Below are 20,257 nucleotides of genomic sequence, written 5' to 3'. Positions count from 1 at the left end.
GGGTGACGATGATGACCACAGGCCGGTATCCGGGCTTGCAGGGCGGGAGGCTGGCTCCCCGGTTTCGCCGCCTTCCCGCGCCTGCCGTGGCGGCGTGGCGCAGTGACTGCCGGTCCGTGGACCGGCATGGCGATTCCTGACCTGCTGACCGTTGCGGGGGCAGCACAGGCTTTGCCATCGGGCGGATCTCCCGGACCACGGCGCACCTGTTTCCCGTTTAACCCACGCCAGGCGCGGGCACCTGCAATCGCTCGCGGCACGCAAAGCCTGTGCCGCAGGCGCGGATTCTACGGGTTGGCGCGCCACATGGAAAGTGACGTCCCCTGCTGCGCCCAAATTGCAGCGGCAGGTAGGCGCGCCCGGTAATCGCTGCAACGTTCTGGCCACTTTCGGGTGCTGAAGCCTTGTCTGGCAAGCCTCGGCGCGGGCTGGCGGCGGCGGGCACCGTTCGTGCTTGGTGCCTGTGATGGGCCCCACATGGACAACCGGAAACCAGTTCCGCCTACTCGAAAACGGGGAGGAATACTTCCCGCGGGTACTGGCGGCCATCGCAGGCGCGCAGCAAAGCGTGCTGCTGGAGACCTTCATCCTGTTCGATGATGAGGTCGGCCAGCCGCTGCGCGACGCGCTGATCGCGGCGGCGCGCCGGGGGGTCAGCGTGGCGTTGACTGTCGACGGCTTCGGCTCGGCCGATCTGTCGCCAGAATTCCTGGCCGGGCTGGTCGAGGCGGGCGTGGTTGTCCGTCTCTTCTCGCCGCGCCGGCGGCTGGTCGGCATGCGTACCAACCTGTTCCGGCGCCTGCATCGCAAGCTCGTTGCCGTGGATGCCAGCGTGGCCTTCGTGGGCGGCATCAACGTCTCGGTACAGCACCTGATCGATTCCGGCCCGCTGGCCAAGCAGGACTACGCGGTCGAAGTACGCGGCCCCGCCGCACGCGAGATCCACGTGTTCCTGCTGGATGCCATCCACGCCGACTCACCGGGCCCGAAGGCGCCGCCCCAGCGCCCGGCACGCCGGATGCGCGAGGCTGGCGCGCTGGCCGGCCCCGGTGCCGCGCTCCTCGTCACGCGCGACAACGACCGGCACCGCCGCGACATCGAGCGCCAATACCTGCTGGCCATCCGTGGCGCGGAGCGCGAGCTGATCATCGCCAACGCCTATTTCCTGCCCGGTTACCGCTTGCTCCAGGCGATCTGCGATGCCGCCCGGCGCGGCGTGGACGTGCAGCTGATCGTCCAGGGCAACCCGGACATGATGTGGGTCAAGCGCACCGTGGACATGCTCTACGCCCACCTGCGCGAGTCCGGCGTGCGCATCTTCGAGTACTGCGAGCGGCCCTTGCATGGCAAGGTTGCCGTGGTCGATGACGACTGGGCGACGGTCGGATCGAGCAATCTCGATCCGCTGAGCCTGTTCCTGAACCTCGAAGCCAACCTCATCATCCGCGACGCGGCCTTTGCCGCCGCACTGAAGCAAAACCTGCGCACGCGCATGGAAAGCAGCTGCCAGGAAGTGCCCGCCACGCCAGACGGCGCGCGCCCGCGCTGGCAGGGCCTGGCCACGGCACTGGTCTTCCACGCGCTGCGGCGTTTCCCGGCCTGGGCGGGATGGCTGCCGGCCCATACGCCGAAGCTGCTCACGCCGACGCTGGACGCGCCGCCGTCCGGCTGGCAAAGCGGTGTGCCCACGCCCCCGCGCGAACAGGACTGCCCATGACGATGATCGCCAAGGCGCGCCGGCGCATCCCCTGGAAAGCCGTCAAACGCGTGGCCGGTGTGGCGTTCGTCGTGCTGGTGGCCGTGCTGATCTTCCGCGCGCTGGGCGGCATCGACTGGGCCAAGGTGTGGCAGGGGCTGAAGGGCTACGATGCCCGCACGCTGCTGCCCGCCGCCGGGCTGGCGTGCCTGAGCTTCCTGCTCCACGCGTCGTTCGACCTGCTCGGCCGGCACTACACGCGTCACCACCTGTCGACGCTGCGCGTGATGCTGACCGCGTTCATCGCCTATATCTTCAACCTCAATATCGGCGCCGTGGTGGGCGGGCTCGGGGTACGGCTGCGGCTCTACTCGAAGGCCGAAGTGAGCGGCTCGCAGGTCGCCGGGGTCTACACCATCGCCATCGTCACGAACTGGACCGGCTACATGTTGATCGCCGGCATCGTCTTCAGTCTGTATCCGCCAACGCTGCCGCCGGCCTGGGGCATCAGCGAGCTGGCGCTGCGCGGCCTGGGCGTGCTGATGTTCCTTGCCGGGCTGGCCTACTGGCTGGCCTGCGCCAAGGCCACGCGGCGCCGCATCAAGATTCGCGGGCACGTGTTCAGCCTGCCCAGCCTGCGCTTCGCCTTGCTGCAAAGCGCGCTCTCCATCACCAACTGGATCACGCTTGCCGCCATCATCAACCTGCTGCTACCGAAGGAAGTGAACCTGCCGGCGGTGCTGAGCGTGCTGCTGATTGGCAGCGTGGCGGGCGCGCTGGCGCATATTCCCGCTGGCCTCGGCGTGCTGGAGACGGTGTTCGTGCTGCTGCTGGGCAACCAGGTGCCCCAGCACACGCTGCTGGCGGCGCTGATCGTCTACCGCGCGCTGTACTACCTGATTCCGATGGTCTTTGCCTCCGCGCTGTACGCGTGGATGGAGATGCGGACTGGGCCCCCGCAGCCGAGGACGGACAGCGCCTAACCCTGACACCATGGATATACCTGCCTCGATCATCGTGATTTCCCCGCATCTGGACGATGCCGTGTTCAGTTGCGGCAACCTGATCGCCGCCAGCCACGCGGCAATGGTCGTGACCGTCTTTGCCGGCGAGCCTGCCCCGGCACCTGGCGTGCCGGAATGGGACCTCGCGGCCGGGTTTTCCAGCGGCGCCCAGGCGGTGCGGGCGCGCCGGCAGGAGGATGGCCGCGCCTTGCGGCGACTTGGCGCCGAGCCGGTCTGGCTGGACTTCCTCGACGGCCAGTACGGCGCGCACCGCACCGCGGTGGACATCGCCGTGCGGCTCGGCGGCCTGCTGTCCCTGCAGCGGCGCGCCACCATCGTCGCGCCGCTGGGGGTGTACCACCCCGACCACGTCCTCGTGAATGCCGCCTGCATGCTGCTGCGCGAGGCCGTGGCGGTGGACCAGTCGGCGCTGGCCGTCGGCGATGTCGAGGCACTGGCCCCGGCCCCGGCCCCCCAGCAGTGGCTGTTCTACGAGGACGCCATCCACCGCCGCATGCCCGGCGCGGTGCAGAGTCGCCTGGCCGGCTGGTGGCAGGAGGGCCTGATCGCTGCCCCCGTGCACCTGCCGCTATCCCAGCACCAGTACCAGTCCCGCAAGGCGCTGGCCGTGGAAGCCTACGAGAGCCAGTTGCGCCTGTTCAATGCGGAGCAACTGGCGGATATCAGTGTGCCGGAGCGCTACTGGACCCTCGATCCGCATCCGAAACCCGCACGGTGAGCGGTCCAGCGAGCGGTAGCCGTTACCCTTCCTTGTAAGGCTTACCCGGCCCTACCAGTAGGTGGCGATGTAGGCCACGAGCATCAGCGCGATGCCGCCGAGGATGAGCGGATGGGTCCAGATCCGGCGCGGCTTGCCGCGCAAACGGTGCATTTTCTGCTGCTTGTCCTGCACGTCGCCATGAAGCATGGAATCTCCCTAGGTGAGTGACCCATTCGGGCCAGGTCTCTGCCATGTGCAGATTGCGTGCCACCGGCGAGGGCGCCGGGAGCGGCCAGCCGGTCCTGCCGATAGGACCAGCTGGTCCCATTGAACCGCCCGGTCGGCTCCCCTAGAGTCAGTCTCCATAACACCGACACCCACCGGAGACAGGACGTGCACCCCAACCGACGACAATTCCTCGGCCAATTTCTCGGTCAATGCGCCGTGGCCGCAGTGGCCGCAGTGGCGATGACCGCTTCCCCGCTGGCCATGGCGCAGGACAAGCCCATCACCATTGTCGTGGGCAGCCCGGCAGGCGGCACCACGGATGCGCTGGCCCGGCTGATTGCCCGGTCGATGGGGGACTCGCTCCATCGCACCGTGGTGGTGGACAACCGGCCCGGCGCGGGCGGGAATATCGCCGCGCAGTACGTGGCGCGCAGCACGCCGGACGGCAGTACGCTGCTGATGAGCTTCACTGGCCACACCATCAACGCCTCGCTCTACAGGAACCTGCCGTTCGATGCCGTACGTGACTTCACGCCCATCACCATGGTGGCGCGGGTGCCCAGCGTGCTGGTGGCGCGCAAGAACGCCCCGTTCGACACCACGGCCGGCCTGATCGACTACGCGAAGCGCAACCCCGGCAAGCTCAGCTTTGCCATCGGCGCGCAGGGCTCGTCGCTGCATCTGGCCAGCGAGCAGTTCAAGCTCCAGACCGGCACGGACATCCTCAACATCCCCTACAAGGGCACCAACCCCGCGCTGACCGACCTGCTCGGCGGCACGGTGGACCTGATGTTCGCGAGCACGGTGAACGTGCTGCCCCACGCGCGCAGCGGCGCGATCAAGATCCTCGGCGTCAGCAGCAAGGACCCGCTGCCGCAGTTCCCCGGCGTGCCGGCCATCGGCAGCACGGTGAAGGGCTTCGAGTCGAGCGCGTGGTTTGGCCTGTTCGGCCCGGCCAAGCTGCCGCCGGCCACGGTGGACCAGCTCTATCGCGCGGTGCGCGTGGCCGTGGAAGACCCGGCCTACCGGCAGCGCATGGAGACCGAGGCCGCCACGGCGGTGAGCATGACGCCGCAGCAGTTTGGACAGTTCGTCCGCAACGATATCCAGCACTGGGCCAAGGTGATCCAGGCGTCTGGCACGAAGGTGGAATAAGTGGCAATGACCAAGATTTTGCCGCAGATCGCGCCGCAGATCGCGCCGCAGACGCTGGCGCAGAAGCTGCTGGCACGCGCCACGGGGCGCCAGCATGTGTCCCCGGGCGAGATCGTCACGTGCGGCGTGGACCTGGCGATGATGCATGACTCGGGCGGCCCCCGGCGCGTGAAGCCGATGCTGGAGAAGCTCGGCGCCAAGGTCTGGGACCCGGACAAGGTCGTGGTGGTGACTGACCACTACGTACCCGCCCATGACCCGGACAGCCAGGCCATCGTGCAGCTGGCGCGCGACTGGGTGAAGTCCGCCGGCGTGGCGCGCTTCCACGATATGGAAGGCATCTGCCATGTGGTGCTGCCCGAGAAGGGCTACCTGCGCCCCGGCATGTTCGCCGTGGGCGGCGACAGCCACTCCTGCACCGGCGGCGCGTTTGGCGCGTACATGTTCGGCATCGGCGCCACGGAGATGCTGGGCGTGCTGGTCACGGGCGAGATCTGGGTGCGCGTGCCGGAGACCATCCGCCTGCATTGGCATGGCCGGCTCCAGGCGGGCGTCTCGGCCAAGGACATGATGCTGCGCATGTGCACGCAGCTCGGCATGGATGGCGGGCAGTACCAGGCCGTGGAATACACGGGCGAGGCGGTGCGCGCGCTGCCAATGCAGGAGCGCATGACGCTGTCCAACATGACCGTCGAACTCGGCGCGCAGGTCGGCCTGATTGCGCCGGACGCGGTCACGCGGGACTGGCTCGCCCGGGTGGGCGTGGCCGATGCGGACCAGATCGACCTGGCCGCCTGGCAGTCCGACGCGGACGCGCCGTGCCTGGCCGAGCACCGTTTCGACGCCGTCGCGCTGGCCCCGCAGGTCTCCCGCCCGCACAGCCCGGCCGGCGCCGATGACGCCGGCGTGTTCGCCGATGTCTCGGTCGATATCGCCTATATCGGCGCCTGCACCGGCGCCAAGCTCGAGGATTTGCGGATGGCGGCCCACGTGCTGCGCGGCCAGCGCGTGGCCAAAGGCGTACGGCTGCTGGTGGCGCCGGCCAGCGCGGCCGATCAGGCCCGGGCCGCCGCCGATGGCACGCTCGGCGCGCTGGAGGCCGCCGGGGCCGAACTGCTGCCCAATGCCTGTGGCGCCTGCGCCGGCTACGGCGCCCACCGCTTCGGCGAGGACTCCGTGGCCATCAGCACCACCGCCCGCAATTTCAAGGGGCGGATGGGTGCCGCCTCGTCGCAGGTCTATCTGGCTTCGCCCTACACGGTGGCGGCCTCGGCCATCGCCGGCCGCATCACTGATCCCCGCGAGGTCATGGCATGAACGCCACGCAGAAACCCGTCTTCGGCCGCGCGTGGGTCTTTGGCGATGACGTCAACACTGACCTGCTGGCGCCCGGCGCCTACATGAAATACGGCATCGCCGAGATCGCCCGGCACTGCCTGGAAGCGCTCGATCCCACCTTCGCGCAGGCGGTGCAACCGGGCGACGTGGTGATCGGCGGGCGCAACTTCGGCGCGGGGTCGTCGCGCGAGCAGGCCGTCGAGGTGCTGCGCCACCTGGGCGTGGCCGCCGTCGTGGCGCCTGCGTTCGCCGGCCTGTTCTATCGCAATGGCTTCAATCTCGGCCTGCCGCTGCTGATTTGCCCGGAGGCGGGCGTGGTGCAGCCGGGCCAGCGCGTGCATGGCGACATCGACGCCGCGTGCGTGCACGTGGCCGAGACTGGCGCGGTGCTCGCCTGCGAATCGATTCCGCCACATCTGGTTGCCATGATCCGCGATGGCGGCCTGGTGCCACATCTCGCGCGCAGACTCGCGGCACGACAACAGCAACAGAACGGACAGTCCCTCACGGAGGCAACACCATGAATCTCAAGGAACGGCTGCAGGCGCCGGGCATTGTCACCGCACCGGGCGTGTACGACGCGTTTTCGGCGCTGCTGGTGGAGCAGGCCGGCTTCCAGGCCGCCTATCTGTCCGGCGCCAGCATCGCCTACACGCGCTTCGGGCGGCCGGACATCGGCTTCCTGTCGCTGGATGACGTGGCATCAGTGACGCGCAATATCCGCGAGCGGGTGAACCTGCCGCTGATCGTCGATGCCGACACGGGCTTCGGCAACGCGCTCAACGTGATGCAGACCGTGCGCGTGCTGGAGCGCGCCGGCGCCTCGGCGATCCAGTTCGAGGACCAGGCGGCGCCCAAGCGCTGCGGCCATCTGGACGGCAAGACGCTGATTTCGGCCCAGGAAATGGCCGGCAAGATCCGCGCCGCCTGCGATGCGCGCCGCGACCCCAGCACGCTGATCATCGCCCGCACGGACGCGGTGGCGGTGGAGGGGCTGGAGCCCGCGCTGGCGCGGGCGGAGATGCTCGCCGACGCCGGCGCCGACGTGCTGTTCGTGGAGGCCCTGCGCAGCCGCGAGGACATGGGCACGGCCATCGCCCGGCTCGGCCACCGCGCGCCGCTGCTGGCCAACATGGTCGAAGGCGGCAAGACGCCGGTGCTGCCAGCGGCGGAACTCGAGGAAATCGGCTTCCGGATCGTGATTTTCCCCGGCGGCACGGCGCGGGCGCTCAGTTTCGCGCTGCGTGACTACCTTGCCAGCCTGGCGGCCCACGGCACCACCACGCCGTACCTGCCGAAGATGCTGACGTTTGCCGAGCTGAACGACGTCATCGGCACGCCGGAGATGCTGGCACTGGGCAAGCGCTACGAGTAAGAGGGCAGGGCGCCGAGGTTGCCAAGGTTGCGGAGGGGGCGCGGCGCGCGTACCGTGGCGAGATGTTCGTTACGCCACTTTATTAAGCCACCTGCCATGTTGCCCGATGTCGACATCACGCTGCCCCGGTTCCAGCAGGTTCGCCTGATCCTGCGCGACCGCCTCCGCGCCGGCTTCTACGAGAGCGGGCTGCCCATGCCCGGCGAACGCCAACTGGCCGAGGAATTCGGCGTGGCGCGGGTGACGGTGCGGTCGGCGCTGGCCCGGCTACAGGAAGAGGGGTTGGTGGCCCGGCTGCGCGGCAAGGGCACGGTGCCGACCGTGCCCACCGCGCGTCATGAGGGCCCGCCGGGCGCTGCGCTGGGCACGTCGCCCGGCGGCGGCCTGCTCGACACCATCGTCAGCATGAGCCTGCGCACGCGGGTCTCCGTGCTGGAATGGCGCCAGATGGCCGCGCCCGCCCGGGTCAGCGCGGCGCTGGGCCTGCCGCCCGGCGCACCGGTGCTCAAGGTGGTGCGGGTGCGCAAGTTCAAGACCCATCCCATCGCCTATACCGAGGTGTTCCTGCCCGCCGACCTCGCGGTGGCCATCGACCGCCATACCCTCCAGGACACCCCGATGCTCGTGGCGCTGGAGCAACACGGCGTGGAGGTGGTTTCCGCCGAGCAGACGCTGGGCGCGGCGGCGGCAGACCTGGACGTGGCCCGCATCCTGCGCATCGCGCCGGGCGTGCCGCTGCTGCGCGTGTCCCGCGTGGCCAGTGACCGCAACGGCCGGCCCGTGCAGTTCCTGGTGGGCCTGTATCACCCGGAGCGCTACGCCTACCAGATGCGCCTCACGCGCGTGGGGGCCTCTACCAAGGTCTGGATCGACGCGGACCCGTCCACGCAGCCCGCCGCCAGCGACGACGTCTAGCCGCCATCCCGTACCCCCCGTACCCGGGCGCCACGCCGACAGCGCATTGGGAAGAAGTCCTACACCCGCCGGGCGCCAGCCTTCCTACACTGTCCATTAGCGCCGCTGTACCGGCACCCGCCGGGCGCGGACTGTCTCAACCTGACCGATGGAGACCTCACCATGAACAAGGATCAAGTGAAGGGCCGTATGGAAGAGGCCAAGGGCAAGGCCAAGGAAGTCGCCGGCAAGATGACCGGCAAGACCTCGACGGAAATGAAGGGCAAGGCGCAGCAGGTGGCCGGCCGCACCCAGGCCGCGTACGGCGACGCCAAGCAGGACATGAAGGACATGAAGGACACGAAGAAGCCGCGCTAAAGGACGGCCATCCGGAGAAAGGCCATCCGGACAAAAGGGCGCCCAGGCGCCCTTCGGTAACCGAAAAAAGGCGGGGTGAGCCCCCGCCTTTCTTATTTGGGGCTGTCCAACCCCGGCAACACCCGCCCCGGATTCAGCAGGTTCTTCGGGTCCAGGGCGCGTTTTACCTGCCACATCAGTTCCAGTTCCACCTGCGACTTGTACTGCCGCAGGTCGTCGCGCTTGGCCACGCCAATGCCGTGTTCGGCCGAGATCGAGCCGTTTTCGGCGTGGGCCAGGCCGTCCACGAGGTCCGAGACGGGCTTGTACCACTGGCCGAGGAAGTCGGCGGCGCTGCGGTCCTTGGGGCGGAGCGGGTTGAAGTGGACGTTGCCGTCGCCCATGTGACCGTAGATGACCATGCGCGTGGCCGGCTCCAGCGCCAGCACGCGGGCGGAGGCGTTGCCGATGAATTCGGCGATGCGCGAGAGCGGCACCGAGACGTCGCACTTGATGCTGCCGCCGGTGCGCGTCTGGGCGTCCGAGATTTCCTCGCGGATGCGCCAGAAGGTCTGCGCGTCGGCTCCGCTCGCCGCCACGGCGGCATCCTTGACCCAGCCGCGCTCCAGGCCGCTCTCCAGGATCTGCATCAGCGTGGCGTTCAGCGCTTCCTCGTCGGCACCGGAGGTCAGTTCGACCAGCACCATCCAGTCGTGCGCCTCCGGCAGCGGCGAGGCGGTATCGCCCAGGTACTCCAGCACCAGTTCCAGCGCCGGCGCGGAGATCAACTCGAACGCCGTCACCGCCGGGCCGGCGAGCTGGCGCGCTTCGCCGAGCAGCTTCACGGCGGCGTCCGGGCTTTCCACGGCGATAAAGGCCACCGCCGACGCACGCGGCTGCGGCATCAGCTTCAGTACGGCGGCCGTGATGATGCCCAGCGTGCCTTCGGCGCCGACGAACAGGTGCTTGAGGTCGTAGCCGGTGTTGTCCTTGCGCAGCCCGCGCAGCGACGAAAACACCCGCCCGTCCGGCAGCACCACTTCCATGCCCAGCACGAGGTCGCGCATATTGCCGTAGCGCAGCACGGCCGTGCCGCCGGCGTTGGTGGAGAGGTTGCCGCCGATCTGGCAGGAGCCTTCCGAGCCGATGCGCAGCGGGAACAGCCGCCGGCTCTCCTCGGCGGCGGCACGGGCGCCGGCCAGCGTCACCCCGGCCTGCACGGTCATGGTGTCGTTGATCGTGTCGATGGCCAGCACGCGGTTCATGCGGCGCAGGTTGATGACCACGGCGGTGCCGCTGTCGTCCGGCACGGCCCCGCCCATCAGCGAGGTGTTGCCGCCCTGCGGCACCACGGGCACGTCATGGGCGTAGCACCATGCCATGACCGCGCTGACCTGCTCGGTGGTGGCGGGCAGCACCACCACGGGCGACTTGCCGCGATACAGTCGGCGGTAGTCGGTGACGTACGACTCGGTGTCGGCGGCGTCAGTCAGGCAGCCGGAGGCGCCGACGATGTCTTGCATCGCGGCGAGGATGGTATCGGGGGAGGGCAGGGCGGTCATCGCTCAGGGAATTCAGGCAGTCAGCCAATCAGGCAATCAGGCAATTCAGTAGGCAGCGCCGGGGCGCGTGGCGGCGGCGGTGGCCGTGTCGGGCAGGAACTCGGCGGCGAGCTTGCGGGCGGCATTGGCATAGACCAGCACGTCCACGCCGGTGGCGACGAAGGTGCAACCCAGCTCCAGGTAGCGGCGCGCGAGCGCGGGGTCGGACGTCAGCGTGCCGGCCGCCTTGCCGCTGGCGATGATGGTGCGCATGGCCGCTTCGATCTGCGCCTGCACCTCGGGGTGGCCGGGCTTGCCGCGATGGCCCATGGATGCCGCCAGATCGGCCGGGCCGATGAACACGCCGTCCACGCCATCCACGGCGCAGATCGCCTCCAGGTTCTGCATGGCAGCCACGGTCTCGGCCTGCACCAGCAGGCAGACTTCGTCATCGGCGATGTCGAGGTAGTCCGTGCGCGCGCTCCACTGGGACACCCGCGCCACCGCGCTGCCCACGCCGCGCACGCCGAACGGCGGGTAGCGCGTGGCGCGCACCAGTGCCGCCGCCTGCTCGGCGGTATCGACCATCGGCACCAGCAGGGTCCGGGCGCCCACGTCCAGCAGCTGCTTGATCAGCGCGGTCTCGCCGGCCACGGCGCGCACCACGGGCTGGGAGCGGTAGGGCGCCAGCGTCTGCAAGGTCTGGAGGATGCTGCGCACGTCGTTGGGGGCGTGCTCGCCGTCGATCAGCAGCCAGTCGAAGCCGGCCGTGGCGGTGATTTCCGCCAGATAGGGCGTGGCGGCGGACATCCACAGGCCGATCTGTGCCTGGCGCGCGGCCAGGGCGGCCTTGAAGGGGTTGTGGGCGGGCATCGGGAATCTCCTCTTTTATGGGTTCAGGGCAGGGGGTCAGAGCAGCTGGCCCTGGCAGAGGTACTTAGTATGCATGTAGTCGTCCAGGCCGTGGCGAGAACCCTCGCGCCCGTAGCCGGATTCCTTCACCCCGCCGAACGGCGCCGCCTCGGACGCCAGCGCGCCCTCGTTGATGCCGACGATGCCGGTTTCCAGCGCCTGGGCGACGCGCCAGATGCGCCGCACATCGTTCGAATAGAAGTACGCGGCCAGCCCGAACGGGGTGTCGTTGGCATGCCGGACCACCTCCTCCTCGCCGTGGAAGCGGAACACCGGCGCCACCGGGCCGAAGGTCTCCTCGCCGGCCAGCGCCATTGCCGGGGTGGCGTTCACCAGCACCGTGGGCGCGTAGTAGTGGGGGCCGTCGGCGCTCCGCACGCGCGCGCCGCCCGTGACCACCCGCGCGCCATGGGCGACGGCATCCTGCACGTGGCGGTCGATCTTGTCCACGGCGCGGGCGTTGATCATCGGGCCGATCTGGGCCGCCGGCTCGGTGGCCGGGCCCACGTGCAGCGCCTGCACCCGGGCGGCCAGCCGCTGGACGAAGTCGTCATGCACGGCGTCCTGCACGTAGACGCGGTTCGGGCACACGCAGGTCTGGCCGCCGTTGCGGAACTTGGCCGCCATCAGGCCGTCCACGGCGGCGTCCAGGTCGGCATCGTCAAAGACGATGAACGGCGCGTTGCCGCCCAGCTCCAGCGACAGCTTCTTGAGCGTGCCGGCGGACTCGCGAGCCAGATGCTTGCCCACCGGCGTGGAGCCGGTGAAGGTGATCTTGCGCACGCGCGGATCGGCCAGCCAGCTATCCACCACGGCCGGCGTGTGCTCGCGCGAGGCCGTGACGATATTGAGCACGCCCGCCGGCAACCCGGCCTGCTGGGCCAGCCATACCAGCGCCAGCGCGGTCAGCGGGGTGTCCTCGGCGGGTTTGGCCACCACGGTGCAGCCGGCCGCCAGCGCCGGGGCGATCTTGCGCGCGATCATCGCCAGCGGGAAATTCCACGGCGTGATGGCGGCCACCACGCCCACCGGCTCCTTGATCACCAGCATCTTGCGGCCCGGCACGGCCTCGGCAATCACGTCGCCACAGATGCGCGTGGCTTCCTCGGCGAACCATTCGACGTAAGACGCCCCGTAGCGCACCTCGCCCGTGCTCTCGTGCAGTGGCTTGCCCTGCTCGGCGGAGATGATGCGGGCCAGATCCGCCTCATGCGCCAGGATCAGCGCATGCCAGCGCTTGATGATCTGGGCGCGCTCCCGGGCGGTGCGGCGGCTCCAGGCGGGGAAGGCGGCCGCGGCGGCGTCGGCGGCCAGCGCGGCATCGGCGGCATGGCTGTCCGGCACGCTGGCGATGACCTCGCCGGTGGCCGGGTTGGTCACGGCCAGCCGCTGGCCGGCGCGGGCATCGGACCATTCCTGGCCGACGAGGTTCTGCGAACGCAACAGGTCCGCCTGAGCGAGGGAATCAAGCATGGGTGCGGGACAAGGGATGAAGGGTTAGCTGACGATGCCGAGATGCCAGGGCACGAATTCATGGTCGCCCAGGCCCAGCAGCTCGCTCTTGGTGGCTTCGCCGGAGGCGGCGCGCAGGATATGGGCGAAGATCCGCTCGCCCATCTGCGCCACGCTCAGCTCGCCGTCGAGCACGAGGCCGCAGTTGATGTCCATGTCCTCTTCCAGCCGGTGGAACATCGGCGAATTGGAGGCCAGCTTGATCGTCGGCGCCGGCTTGGAGCCGAACATCGACCCCCGCCCGGTGGTGAAGCAGATCAGGTTGGCGCCGCTGGCGATCTGGCCCGTGGCGGCCACCGGGTCGTAGCCCGGCGAATCCATGAAGACAAAGCCGGCCTGGTCGATCGGCTCGGCGTACTCGTACACGGCCTGCAGCGGCGTGGTGCCGCCCTTCATGGCCGAGCCGAGCGATTTCTCGAAGATGTTGGCCAGGCCGCCCTGCTGGTTGCCGTGGCCCACCACGCCGTTGAACTGGGCGTTGTGGCCGGCGGTGTAGCGCGCCCACCAGGCCAGCCGGTCGAGCAGCTTCTGGCCGACTTCGGGCGTCACGGCGCGGCGCGTGAGCATGTACTCCACGCCGTGAATCTCGGGGGTCTCGGAGAGGATGGCCGTGCCGCCGTGGCGCACCAAGATGTCCATGGCAGCGCCGAGCGCCGGGTTGGCGGTGATGCCCGAGAAGCCGTCCGATCCGCCGCACTCCAGCCCGATCTTGAGATGGCTGGCCGGCACCGGCTGCCGCGTGGCGGCGTTGGCGGCGGGCAGCATGGTCTCGATCGCCCGGATGCCGGCGGCAATGGTTTCGCGCGTGCCGCCGGTGTCCTGCATCACCAGCGTGTGGAGGTTCTCGCCCGGCACCAGCCCCTGCGAATCGACCAGCGAAGCCACCTGATTGCGCTCGCACCCAAGCCCGACGATCAGCACCCCAGCCAGGTTCGGATGGCGCGCGTAGCCGGCCAGCGTGCGGCGCAGTACGTCGAAATGCTCGCTGGGGGAGGACATGCCGCAGCCGCTGCTCTGGGCGAACGCGGCCACCCCATCGACATTGGGATACGCCGCCAGCCGCTCCGGCGTGAAGTGCGCGGCGATGTGCTTGATCACCGTGGCCGAGCAGTTCACCGACGACAGGATGCCGATAAAGTTGCGCGTGCCCACCCGCCCATCGGGGCGGACGTAGCCCATGAAGGTGGCGCGCTCGGCCTCGGGCACGTACTGCACGGGGCGCACGTCGCGGCAGAATTCGGGGTCGCGGTAGAAGTCCACCAGCCGCAGATTGTGGCTGTGCACGTGCTCCCCGGCGGCGATGTCGCGATCGGCCACGCCGATCACGGTGTCGTACTTGCGCACGGCCTCGCCCTGGGCAATGGCGCGCGCGGCGATCTTGTGGCCAGCCGGCACCTGCGCACGGGCGCGCACGCCCAGGTCGGGCAGGGGCTGGCCCAGCGTGAGGTCGCTGCGCGCGATCAGCACGTTGTCGTTGGCATGGAGCCGGATGACGGGGTTCGGATTCACGATGGACGTTGCCGTTCAAAAAGCGTTTTGGGTCAGCTCAGGGCAGCTCAGTTCAGCTCTGCTGGAGCATTTCCTTCAGTTTCAGGCGCTGGATCAACTGGGTTTCCTGGTCGTAGACCGTGGACACGTACTTCTTGTAGTCCGGTCCGTCGAGGTACATCACGGGCGCGTCGATGCGGGCGGCCACGGCCTTGAATTCGTTGCTGGCCACGGCGGCGCGGAAGGCTTCGCGCAGCTTCTTCTCGATGGCCGGCGGCAGGCCCTTGGGGGCGCCGATGCCGTTGGGGGCCTCCACCACCACGTTGTAGCCCAGCTCCTTGAGCGTGGGTGTGCTGGCGAAGCGCGGCGTGCGCTGCTCGCCCCAGGTGGCCAGCAGGCGCAGCTTGCCGGCCTCCACATGCGGCGCCCACGAGCTGGAGTCCGCCAGCAGATCCACCTGCCCGGCCAGCACGTCCTGCAACGCCTGCGCGCCGCCCTTGTAGGCGATGGCGTTGAACTTGACGCCGGCTGCCATCGCAAACTGCTCCATGCCCACGTGCGTGGCGCCGCCGATGCCGGCGTGCGCATAGGTGAGCTTGCCCGGGTCCGCCTTGGCGGCGGCAATCACGTCCTGCAGCGTGTGGAAGCGGGAATTGGCCGGCACGGCGATGCCGAAGGTCTGGCCGGAGGTGCGCGCCAGATAGGTCAGCTCGGTGCGCGGGTCCAGTTGCAGCATGCCAAGCTGGGAGAAGCGCGTGACCGAGATCGGGATCTGGCCGATGGTGTAGCCGTCCGGGTTGGCGCGCGCCAGCGCCTTGGTGCCGATCATGCCGGACGCGCCGGCCTGGTTTTCCACCACCACCGACTGGCCGAGCAGGCCGGCCGCTACCTGGCACAGCGCGCGCATCGACTGGTCCGCCGTGCCGCCCACGGGCCACGGGCAGATGAACTTGATGGGCCGCTCGGGGTAGGCGGCCGCAGCGCGGGCGCCGTTCGGCAGGATCAGGCCGGCGGTGCCAGTGGCAGCCGCCACGGCAGTGGCTGCGCCGCCCAGCAACAGCCGGCGGCGGGCGAGACTGGTCGGCAGTTCTGAAGGGGAAGCGGTAAGGGAAGCGGTAAGGGAAGCGGTAAGGGAACCGGTGGGGGAAGCGGTGGGGATACCGTGTGCCATGTTGTCTCCGTCTCTTTTGTGTTTGCGTTCTGGGCGGTGGTGCTTTGCCATCGCCATGCCGTGATTGTGGTCTTGCCAGTCATAACAATCCAATCAAGAAATGGCATTGCTTCATAACCTTAAGGTTAGATAGACTGCCTGACATGGCCCATATCGACCGCGCGCTGCGCTCCAATATCAAGCTGCGCCACCTGCAACTGCTGGTGGCGCTGGATGAATTCCGCCATCTGGGCCGCACGGCCGAGTTCCTGGCGGTGAGCCAGCCGGCGGTGTCCAAGGTGCTGGCCGAGGTGGAGAAGATGCTGGGCATGACGCTGTTCACGCGCTCCACGCGCGGCACGGAGCCCACGCCGGCGGGGGAGTCGCTGGTGCGCTTTGCGCGCTCGGTGCTGGCGCAGTACGAGGTCACGCGCGATGAAATCGAGTCCGTGGCCAGCGGCGCCGCCGGCCGGGTGCGGGTGGGGTCGATGGGCGCGGCGCTGCCGGTGCTGCTGGCGCGCGCCGTCACGCGGCTCAAGGCGCAATCCCCGCGCGCCACGGTGCTGGTGGAGGAGGGCGACCTGACGCACCTGCTGCCGCGCCTGCGCCTGAGCGAACTCGATGTGATCGTGGGGCGGCTGGAGCCGGCCTACGCGGCGCCGGATCTGGTGACCGAGCCGCTCTATGAAGAGCCGATGGTGGCTATCGTCGGCGCCGGTCATGCGCTCGCCGGCAAGGCCCGGCCGGACTGGGCCGACCTATCGGCCATGCCCTGCGTGCTGCCGCCGCCGTGGGCGTCGCTGCGCGTGAAGATCGAACAGACCTTCTTCCGGCACGGCCAGCAGCCGCCCGCCGATGTGATGGAATCGTCATCCTATCTGGCCGTGACGACCTTCGTTGCCCAGCGCGGCGCGGCGGGGTTCGTGGCGCGGTCGGTGGGGCAGCAACTGGAGGCGGAAGGGCGTTTCCATGTGCTGCCGCTCGATGTGGAGGTGGCGTTGCCGCCCGTGGGCCTGATCCGGCTGCGCGAGCGCCGGCAGGCCCCGAGCGCGGAGCAGTTGATCGACTGCCTCCGGGCGGAGGCAGCGTCGATTCAATCTTCTGGTCAAGCGTCGATCCAATCCGCAATCAAACCGCAGAGACGTCCCGCGCCGGCTCCGTCACGCCGGACAACGGCGGATCGGTAACGATCGAGCGCAGCGCCGGCTCGGGCGCCGCCAGCGCGGCCAGGTCCGGTACCGGGCGGCGCAGGGTGGGGGAGGTGGCGAAGGCGGTTTCCATCGCCTGCGCGATGCCCAGCGTCTGGCGGTCCGCGCGGAAGCCGCCGGTCACCTGGAGCCCGAACGGCATGCCGGCGATGTCCGTGCCGCAGGGCAGCGCGATCGACGGATGCGTGGTCAGCGTAACCACGTAGGTCAGCGCCAGCCAGCGGTAGTAGTTGGCCTGCGGCTGGCCGCCCACGGTGTCGGCGTAGAGGCGCGTCCACGGAAACGGCGAGACCGGCGTGGTCGGCGACAGGATCACGTCATAGTCCCGATACGCCGCCTGGAAGCGCTGCAGGATGCGTGTCTGCTCCGCCTGCGCCCAGGCGCTGTCCACCAGCGACATGCGTGCGCCCATCTCGTAGTTGGCGCGGGTATTCGGCCCCAGGCTCGACGGATCGCGCGTGTAGGCATCGTGCATGCCGGCCACGAAGCTTTCGGCGCGCAGCACGTCGAAGCAGCGGTGCACATCGCCCAGGTCGAACGTCACCGGCTCGCAACTGCGGAACAGGTGCTTCATCGCGGCGATCTTGGCGCGGAAGGTCTGGCGGATGTCGTCGTCCACATCGCAGCAGCCGAAGTCCTCGGTGTAGCCCACGCGCAGGGAGCCCAGGTCGACATTGGCCGGCACCAGGAAGGCCAGCGGATCGCTCTCGAAGCTCAGCGGGTCCGTCACCGAGAGCCCGGCCGAGGCGGCGAGCTGGAGGCAGGCATCGGCCACCGTGCGGCCCATCGGGCCGACCACCGAGATCGGCGTCCAGCCCAGCAGCTTGCGCGAACTCGGCACCAGCCCTGGCGAGGGCCGGAAGCCCACCACGCCGCACTTGGCGGCCGGAATGCGCAGCGAACCGCCCGTGTCCGAGCCGGTGCACACCGGCAGGAAGTCCGCCGCCAGCGCAGCGGCGGAGCCGCCCGACGACCCACCCGCATTGAGATTCGGATTGAACGGATTGCCGGTGGCGCCCCACACCACGTTGCGCGAATTGGCGCCGGCGCCCATCTCGGGCACGTTGGTCTTGGCCGTGACGATGGCGCCGGCGGCGCGCAGCCGGGCCACCAGCACGTTGTCCTGCGCCGGCACGTTGCCGCGATACAGCGGCGAGCCGAAGGTGGTGAGCAGGCCGGCGGTGGCCTCCAGATCCTTCACGCCTAGCGGCAGGCCGTGCAGCAGCCCGAGCGGCTCGCCGCGCATCACGGCGCGTTCGGCCTCGCGCGCCTGCTCGCGGGCGCGTTCGAAGTCGGTGGCCGTGATCGCGTTGATCTTCGGGTTATAGGCCTCGATCCGCGCGATGCAGGCATCGAGCAGCGCGACGGGCGAGATTTCCTTGTTGCCGATCAGGCGGCGCAGTTCCACTGCCGACAGGGTCGGCAGGCTGTCTTGCAGGGGCATGGTGTCTCCGGAGCCAGGCGTCAGGGTTGGGTTACTCGGCCTGGATATTGGCGGCGCGCGCGATGGCACGCATCTGGGGCGTTTCCTTGACGATCTTCGCGGCCACCTGCGCGCCGGTGGCGAAGGTCGGCTCGAAGCCGTTGTCGATCAGTTTCTGGCGTGTGGCGGGGTCCGCCGCCACTTCGCCCAGGGTCTTCTCAAGCTTGGCCTTCACGTCGGCGGGCACGCCGGCCGGGGCGACGATGACGAGCCACGTGGCGGCGTCCATGCCGGGGTAGCCGCTCTCGGCCACCGTGGGCACGTCCGGCAGCAGGGCCGAGCGCTTGGCCGTGGTCACGGCAATCGCCTTGACCTTGCCGGCCTTCACCTGCGGGATGGCGGCGGTCACGGTGTCCATGCTGAACGGGATCTGGCCGCCGATCAGGTCCGTCATGGCCGGCGCGCTGCCCTTGTAGGGCACGTGGAGCATCTTGGTGCCGGTGAGGGTTTGCAGCGCCTCGCCCGCGAAGTGCGCCGTGGTGCCGGCGCCGAACGAGCCATAGGAATACTTGCCCGGCGAGGGTTTGACCATCGCCACGAATTCCTTGAGGTTGTTGGCCGGCGTGTCGCGGTTGGCCAGCAGGATCAGCCCGGTCACGCCCATCTGGGCCACGGGGTCGAAGCTCTTGATGGGGTCGTACGGCAGCTTGGCGTGGATGGCCGGGTTGACCGTGAAGGTGGTGCCGGAGGTAACCAGCAGCGTGTAGCCGTCAGGTGCCGCCTTCGCCACAAAACTGGCGCCGACGATGGTGCCCGCGCCGGGCCGGTTGTCCACCACCACGGTCTGGCCAAGCCGTTCGCCAAGCTTCTGGCCGACGATACGGCCGATCACGTCGGTGGAGCCGCCCGGCGGGAACGGAATCACCAGCTGGATCGGCTTGGTCGGGTAGCCGCCCTGCGCGGCGGCGGTGCCGGCCACGCTGGCAAGGCCCAGCGCGAGGGCGCCGGCCATGGGGGCCAGCGTCAGGCGACGGCCACGCGGGAATCGATACGAAAGGCGGGGGGCGGGGAAAAGCATGAACAGGCTCCGGCAGTAGAGAGAAAGGACACGTCACAGGCTTCGTTGGATCTCATCGTAAGCCGGTCCATGCTTGCGGTGTGCGCAATCTTTCGAATATTCGATTGCCATATCGGCAATCTTCGCTAGACTGGCGACGTTGGTGTCATGTGCCATCCCGGAGATTCCATGTCGTACCGCACCCTGCAGGAAACCGCCGTCCGCTACTTCCTGGAAGTGGTGCGGACGGGGTCGGTCAAGGACGCCGCGCTGAAGCTGAACGTGGCGCCCTCCGCCGTGAGCCGGCAGGTGGCGCGGCTGGAGGCCGAACTGGACACCCTGCTGTTCGACCGCCGCGCACGCGGGCTGGTGCCCAATGCGGCGGGCGAGTTGCTGGCCGCCTACGCCAAGCGCACGCAACAGGACATCGAGCGCGTGACCGGCGATATCCAGGCCCTGCGCGGCCTGCGCGCCGGCCGGGTGCGCCTGGCCAGCGTGGCCGGGCTGGCGCACGAGTTCCTGCCCTCGCTGGCGGCGGCGTTCCGCGCGCAGCACACCGGCATCCGCTTCGATCTCGAAGTCTGCCCGCAGGCCGACGTGGCGCGCCGCATCCGCGATGGCGAGGCTGACATCGGCGTGACCCTGAGCGGGCTGCCCGAGCCGAACATCGAGGTGGAACTGCGCCACCCGGCGCCGGTGCTGGCCATCATGGCGCCCGACCATCCGCTGGCCGGCCAGCGCCAGATCTCGCTCTCGCAGGTGGTGGCCTACCCGCTGGCGCTGGCGCCCGCGGACAGCTCGCTGCGTCAGTTGCTGGACACCAGCTGTAGCCGGCAGGGCCTGAACTACGAGACCATCTTTTCCAGCAATTACCTCGATTCGCTGGTGTCGTTCGCGGCGGCGGGCGGGGGGGCGATCACGTTCTATGGCGAGGTGTCCGTGCGCAGCCGGCTGGCCGCCGGGCTGATCGCCGCCGTGCCGCTGCGTGACCGCGAGATGAACGAGCGCTATATCGAGGTCCAGACCCTGGCCAAGCGCAACCTGCCCGAGGCCGCCCGCGCCTTCCTCCAGCAACTGACCGATTCCCTGACCGGCATGGGGGAGGCCCATGAGCCTGCCTGAGCGGTAATGATTGCCGAACAGGCAATCGACTATTCGATTCATTGCACATGAAGGATGTGCCGCCACCCGGCCTGCC

Annotated in this window: 19 protein-coding genes and 1 riboswitch; of the genes, 11 read left to right on the top strand and 8 right to left on the bottom strand. The window is 69.2% G+C overall.

Annotated features, from left to right (window positions below; genetic code table 11):
- Positions 1 to 3: 3 nt before the first annotated feature.
- Positions 4 to 260: riboswitch (cobalamin riboswitch) on the bottom strand.
- A 206-nt stretch (positions 261 to 466) separates the two neighbouring features.
- The 3 genes from clsB to AB4120_RS11625 are packed head-to-tail and all read left to right on the top strand — an operon-like array spanning position 467 to position 3,439.
- Positions 467 to 1,717 carry a cardiolipin synthase ClsB gene (gene clsB, locus AB4120_RS11635; RefSeq protein ID WP_149138937.1) on the top strand — a complete coding sequence of 417 codons (1,251 nt, stop codon included), beginning with the start codon at positions 467 to 469 and terminating at the stop codon, positions 1,715 to 1,717.
- Positions 1,714 to 2,679, top strand: a complete 966-nt coding sequence (locus AB4120_RS11630) for a lysylphosphatidylglycerol synthase domain-containing protein (RefSeq protein ID WP_149138938.1) — start codon at positions 1,714 to 1,716, stop codon at positions 2,677 to 2,679. The genes clsB and AB4120_RS11630 overlap by 4 nt, the downstream gene beginning before the upstream one ends.
- A 10-nt stretch (positions 2,680 to 2,689) precedes the next feature.
- Entirely contained in the window at positions 2,690 to 3,439 is a 750-nt protein-coding gene (locus tag AB4120_RS11625) for a PIG-L deacetylase family protein (protein WP_441642270.1), read from the top strand.
- 51 nt (positions 3,440 to 3,490) lie between these two features.
- Here AB4120_RS11625 and AB4120_RS11620 read toward each other — a convergent pair whose 3' ends face one another.
- The gene (locus AB4120_RS11620) at positions 3,491 to 3,628 is read right to left on the bottom strand and encodes a hypothetical protein (RefSeq protein ID WP_187645229.1); all 138 of its coding nucleotides are present in this window, start codon (positions 3,626 to 3,628) and stop codon (positions 3,491 to 3,493) included.
- Between the two features lie 261 nt (positions 3,629 to 3,889).
- Here AB4120_RS11620 and AB4120_RS11615 point away from each other — a divergent pair, with 261 nt between their 5' ends.
- The 6 genes from AB4120_RS11615 to AB4120_RS11590 all read left to right on the top strand — a co-directional run bounded on the left by AB4120_RS11615 (position 3,890) and on the right by AB4120_RS11590 (position 8,789).
- Entirely contained in the window at positions 3,890 to 4,804 is a 915-nt protein-coding gene (locus AB4120_RS11615) for a tripartite tricarboxylate transporter substrate binding protein (protein ID WP_149138939.1), read from the top strand.
- 6 nt (positions 4,805 to 4,810) lie between these two features.
- Positions 4,811 to 6,121, top strand: coding sequence for a 3-isopropylmalate dehydratase large subunit (locus tag AB4120_RS11610; protein ID WP_187645230.1), 1,311 nt, complete (start codon positions 4,811 to 4,813; stop codon positions 6,119 to 6,121).
- Complete coding sequence (locus tag AB4120_RS11605; RefSeq protein WP_149138940.1) at positions 6,118 to 6,666, top strand: LeuD/DmdB family oxidoreductase small subunit; 549 nt, start codon at positions 6,118 to 6,120, stop codon at positions 6,664 to 6,666. Before AB4120_RS11610 ends, AB4120_RS11605 begins: the two co-directional genes overlap by 4 nt.
- On the top strand, positions 6,663 to 7,517 hold the full coding sequence (locus tag AB4120_RS11600) for an isocitrate lyase/PEP mutase family protein (RefSeq protein WP_149138941.1): 855 nt from the start codon (positions 6,663 to 6,665) through the stop codon (positions 7,515 to 7,517). Before AB4120_RS11605 ends, AB4120_RS11600 begins: the two co-directional genes overlap by 4 nt.
- Positions 7,518 to 7,613: 96 nt before the next feature.
- The gene (locus AB4120_RS11595) at positions 7,614 to 8,432 is read left to right on the top strand and encodes a GntR family transcriptional regulator (protein WP_149138942.1); all 819 of its coding nucleotides are present in this window, start codon (positions 7,614 to 7,616) and stop codon (positions 8,430 to 8,432) included.
- A gap of 162 nt (positions 8,433 to 8,594) precedes the next feature.
- Positions 8,595 to 8,789 (top strand): CsbD family protein, encoded by a 195-nt coding sequence (locus AB4120_RS11590; RefSeq protein WP_149138943.1) that lies wholly within the window; start codon positions 8,595 to 8,597, stop codon positions 8,787 to 8,789.
- Between the two features lie 92 nt (positions 8,790 to 8,881).
- On the opposite strand, the gene AB4120_RS11585 is transcribed toward AB4120_RS11590, so the two are convergent.
- From AB4120_RS11585 to AB4120_RS11565, 5 genes are read right to left on the bottom strand one after another with little or no spacing between them, the layout of a single operon-like run.
- The gene (locus AB4120_RS11585; RefSeq protein ID WP_149138944.1) at positions 8,882 to 10,330 is read right to left on the bottom strand and encodes an FAD-binding oxidoreductase; all 1,449 of its coding nucleotides are present in this window, start codon (positions 10,328 to 10,330) and stop codon (positions 8,882 to 8,884) included.
- A gap of 45 nt (positions 10,331 to 10,375) precedes the next feature.
- On the bottom strand, positions 10,376 to 11,182 hold the full coding sequence (gene hpaI / locus AB4120_RS11580) for a 4-hydroxy-2-oxoheptanedioate aldolase (protein WP_149138945.1): 807 nt from the start codon (positions 11,180 to 11,182) through the stop codon (positions 10,376 to 10,378).
- Positions 11,183 to 11,218: 36 nt separating this feature from the next.
- Positions 11,219 to 12,694, bottom strand: coding sequence for an NAD-dependent succinate-semialdehyde dehydrogenase (locus AB4120_RS11575; protein ID WP_149138946.1), 1,476 nt, complete (start codon positions 12,692 to 12,694; stop codon positions 11,219 to 11,221).
- Positions 12,695 to 12,718: 24 nt separating this feature from the next.
- Positions 12,719 to 14,242, bottom strand: coding sequence for a UxaA family hydrolase (locus AB4120_RS11570; RefSeq protein WP_149138947.1), 1,524 nt, complete (start codon positions 14,240 to 14,242; stop codon positions 12,719 to 12,721).
- A 52-nt stretch (positions 14,243 to 14,294) separates the two neighbouring features.
- Positions 14,295 to 15,392 carry a tripartite tricarboxylate transporter substrate binding protein gene (locus tag AB4120_RS11565; protein ID WP_441642269.1) on the bottom strand — a complete coding sequence of 366 codons (1,098 nt, stop codon included), beginning with the start codon at positions 15,390 to 15,392 and terminating at the stop codon, positions 14,295 to 14,297.
- Positions 15,393 to 15,535: 143 nt separating this feature from the next.
- Here AB4120_RS11565 and AB4120_RS11560 point away from each other — a divergent pair, with 143 nt between their 5' ends.
- Complete coding sequence (locus tag AB4120_RS11560; protein WP_149138949.1) at positions 15,536 to 16,558, top strand: LysR substrate-binding domain-containing protein; 1,023 nt, start codon at positions 15,536 to 15,538, stop codon at positions 16,556 to 16,558.
- On the opposite strand, the gene AB4120_RS11555 is transcribed toward AB4120_RS11560, so the two are convergent.
- Complete coding sequence (locus AB4120_RS11555) at positions 16,500 to 18,023, bottom strand: amidase (RefSeq protein ID WP_149138950.1); 1,524 nt, start codon at positions 18,021 to 18,023, stop codon at positions 16,500 to 16,502. The two genes, AB4120_RS11560 and AB4120_RS11555, sit on opposite strands and share 59 nt — an antisense overlap.
- 31 nt (positions 18,024 to 18,054) lie before the next feature.
- The gene (locus AB4120_RS11550) at positions 18,055 to 19,014 is read right to left on the bottom strand and encodes a Bug family tripartite tricarboxylate transporter substrate binding protein (RefSeq protein ID WP_144198820.1); all 960 of its coding nucleotides are present in this window, start codon (positions 19,012 to 19,014) and stop codon (positions 18,055 to 18,057) included.
- A gap of 234 nt (positions 19,015 to 19,248) precedes the next feature.
- On the opposite strand from AB4120_RS11550, the gene AB4120_RS11545 reads away from it, so the two are divergent.
- The gene (locus AB4120_RS11545) at positions 19,249 to 20,181 is read left to right on the top strand and encodes a LysR substrate-binding domain-containing protein (RefSeq protein ID WP_149138951.1); all 933 of its coding nucleotides are present in this window, start codon (positions 19,249 to 19,251) and stop codon (positions 20,179 to 20,181) included.
- Positions 20,182 to 20,257: the final 76 nt, after the last annotated feature.

This window comes from Cupriavidus sp. 2KB_3 (genome assembly GCF_052115685.1).
In the GTDB taxonomy this organism is placed as follows: Bacteria; Pseudomonadota; Gammaproteobacteria; order Burkholderiales; family Burkholderiaceae; genus Cupriavidus; species Cupriavidus campinensis.
The sequence above is the reverse complement of the archived record's forward strand: the minus strand, read 5'-3'. Positions and strand labels throughout refer to the sequence as shown.

What these genes read in the sequence shown, in the direction of transcription:
- AB4120_RS11575 (WP_149138946.1), bottom strand. Translation starts at nt 12,694, where the DNA reads ATGCTTGATTCCCTCGCTCAGGCGGACCTGTTGCGTTCGCAGAACCTC.
- AB4120_RS11565 (WP_441642269.1), bottom strand. Translation starts at nt 15,392, where the DNA reads ATGGCACACGGTATCCCCACCGCTTCCCCCACCGGTTCCCTTACCGCT.
- AB4120_RS11560 (WP_149138949.1), top strand. Translation starts at nt 15,536, where the DNA reads ATGGCCCATATCGACCGCGCGCTGCGCTCCAATATCAAGCTGCGCCAC.
- AB4120_RS11630 (WP_149138938.1), top strand. Translation starts at nt 1,714, where the DNA reads ATGACGATGATCGCCAAGGCGCGCCGGCGCATCCCCTGGAAAGCCGTC.
- AB4120_RS11605 (WP_149138940.1), top strand. Translation starts at nt 6,118, where the DNA reads ATGAACGCCACGCAGAAACCCGTCTTCGGCCGCGCGTGGGTCTTTGGC.
- AB4120_RS11555 (WP_149138950.1), bottom strand. Translation starts at nt 18,023, where the DNA reads ATGCCCCTGCAAGACAGCCTGCCGACCCTGTCGGCAGTGGAACTGCGC.
- clsB (WP_149138937.1), top strand. Translation starts at nt 467, where the DNA reads ATGGGCCCCACATGGACAACCGGAAACCAGTTCCGCCTACTCGAAAAC.
- AB4120_RS11600 (WP_149138941.1), top strand. Translation starts at nt 6,663, where the DNA reads ATGAATCTCAAGGAACGGCTGCAGGCGCCGGGCATTGTCACCGCACCG.
- AB4120_RS11590 (WP_149138943.1), top strand. Translation starts at nt 8,595, where the DNA reads ATGAACAAGGATCAAGTGAAGGGCCGTATGGAAGAGGCCAAGGGCAAG.
- hpaI (WP_149138945.1), bottom strand. Translation starts at nt 11,182, where the DNA reads ATGCCCGCCCACAACCCCTTCAAGGCCGCCCTGGCCGCGCGCCAGGCA.
- AB4120_RS11585 (WP_149138944.1), bottom strand. Translation starts at nt 10,330, where the DNA reads ATGACCGCCCTGCCCTCCCCCGATACCATCCTCGCCGCGATGCAAGAC.
- AB4120_RS11625 (WP_441642270.1), top strand. Translation starts at nt 2,690, where the DNA reads ATGGATATACCTGCCTCGATCATCGTGATTTCCCCGCATCTGGACGAT.
- AB4120_RS11545 (WP_149138951.1), top strand. Translation starts at nt 19,249, where the DNA reads ATGTCGTACCGCACCCTGCAGGAAACCGCCGTCCGCTACTTCCTGGAA.
- AB4120_RS11620 (WP_187645229.1), bottom strand. Translation starts at nt 3,628, where the DNA reads ATGCTTCATGGCGACGTGCAGGACAAGCAGCAGAAAATGCACCGTTTG.
- AB4120_RS11550 (WP_144198820.1), bottom strand. Translation starts at nt 19,014, where the DNA reads ATGGCCGGCGCCCTCGCGCTGGGCCTTGCCAGCGTGGCCGGCACCGCC.
- AB4120_RS11610 (WP_187645230.1), top strand. Translation starts at nt 4,811, where the DNA reads ATGACCAAGATTTTGCCGCAGATCGCGCCGCAGATCGCGCCGCAGACG.
- AB4120_RS11595 (WP_149138942.1), top strand. Translation starts at nt 7,614, where the DNA reads ATGTTGCCCGATGTCGACATCACGCTGCCCCGGTTCCAGCAGGTTCGC.
- AB4120_RS11615 (WP_149138939.1), top strand. Translation starts at nt 3,890, where the DNA reads ATGACCGCTTCCCCGCTGGCCATGGCGCAGGACAAGCCCATCACCATT.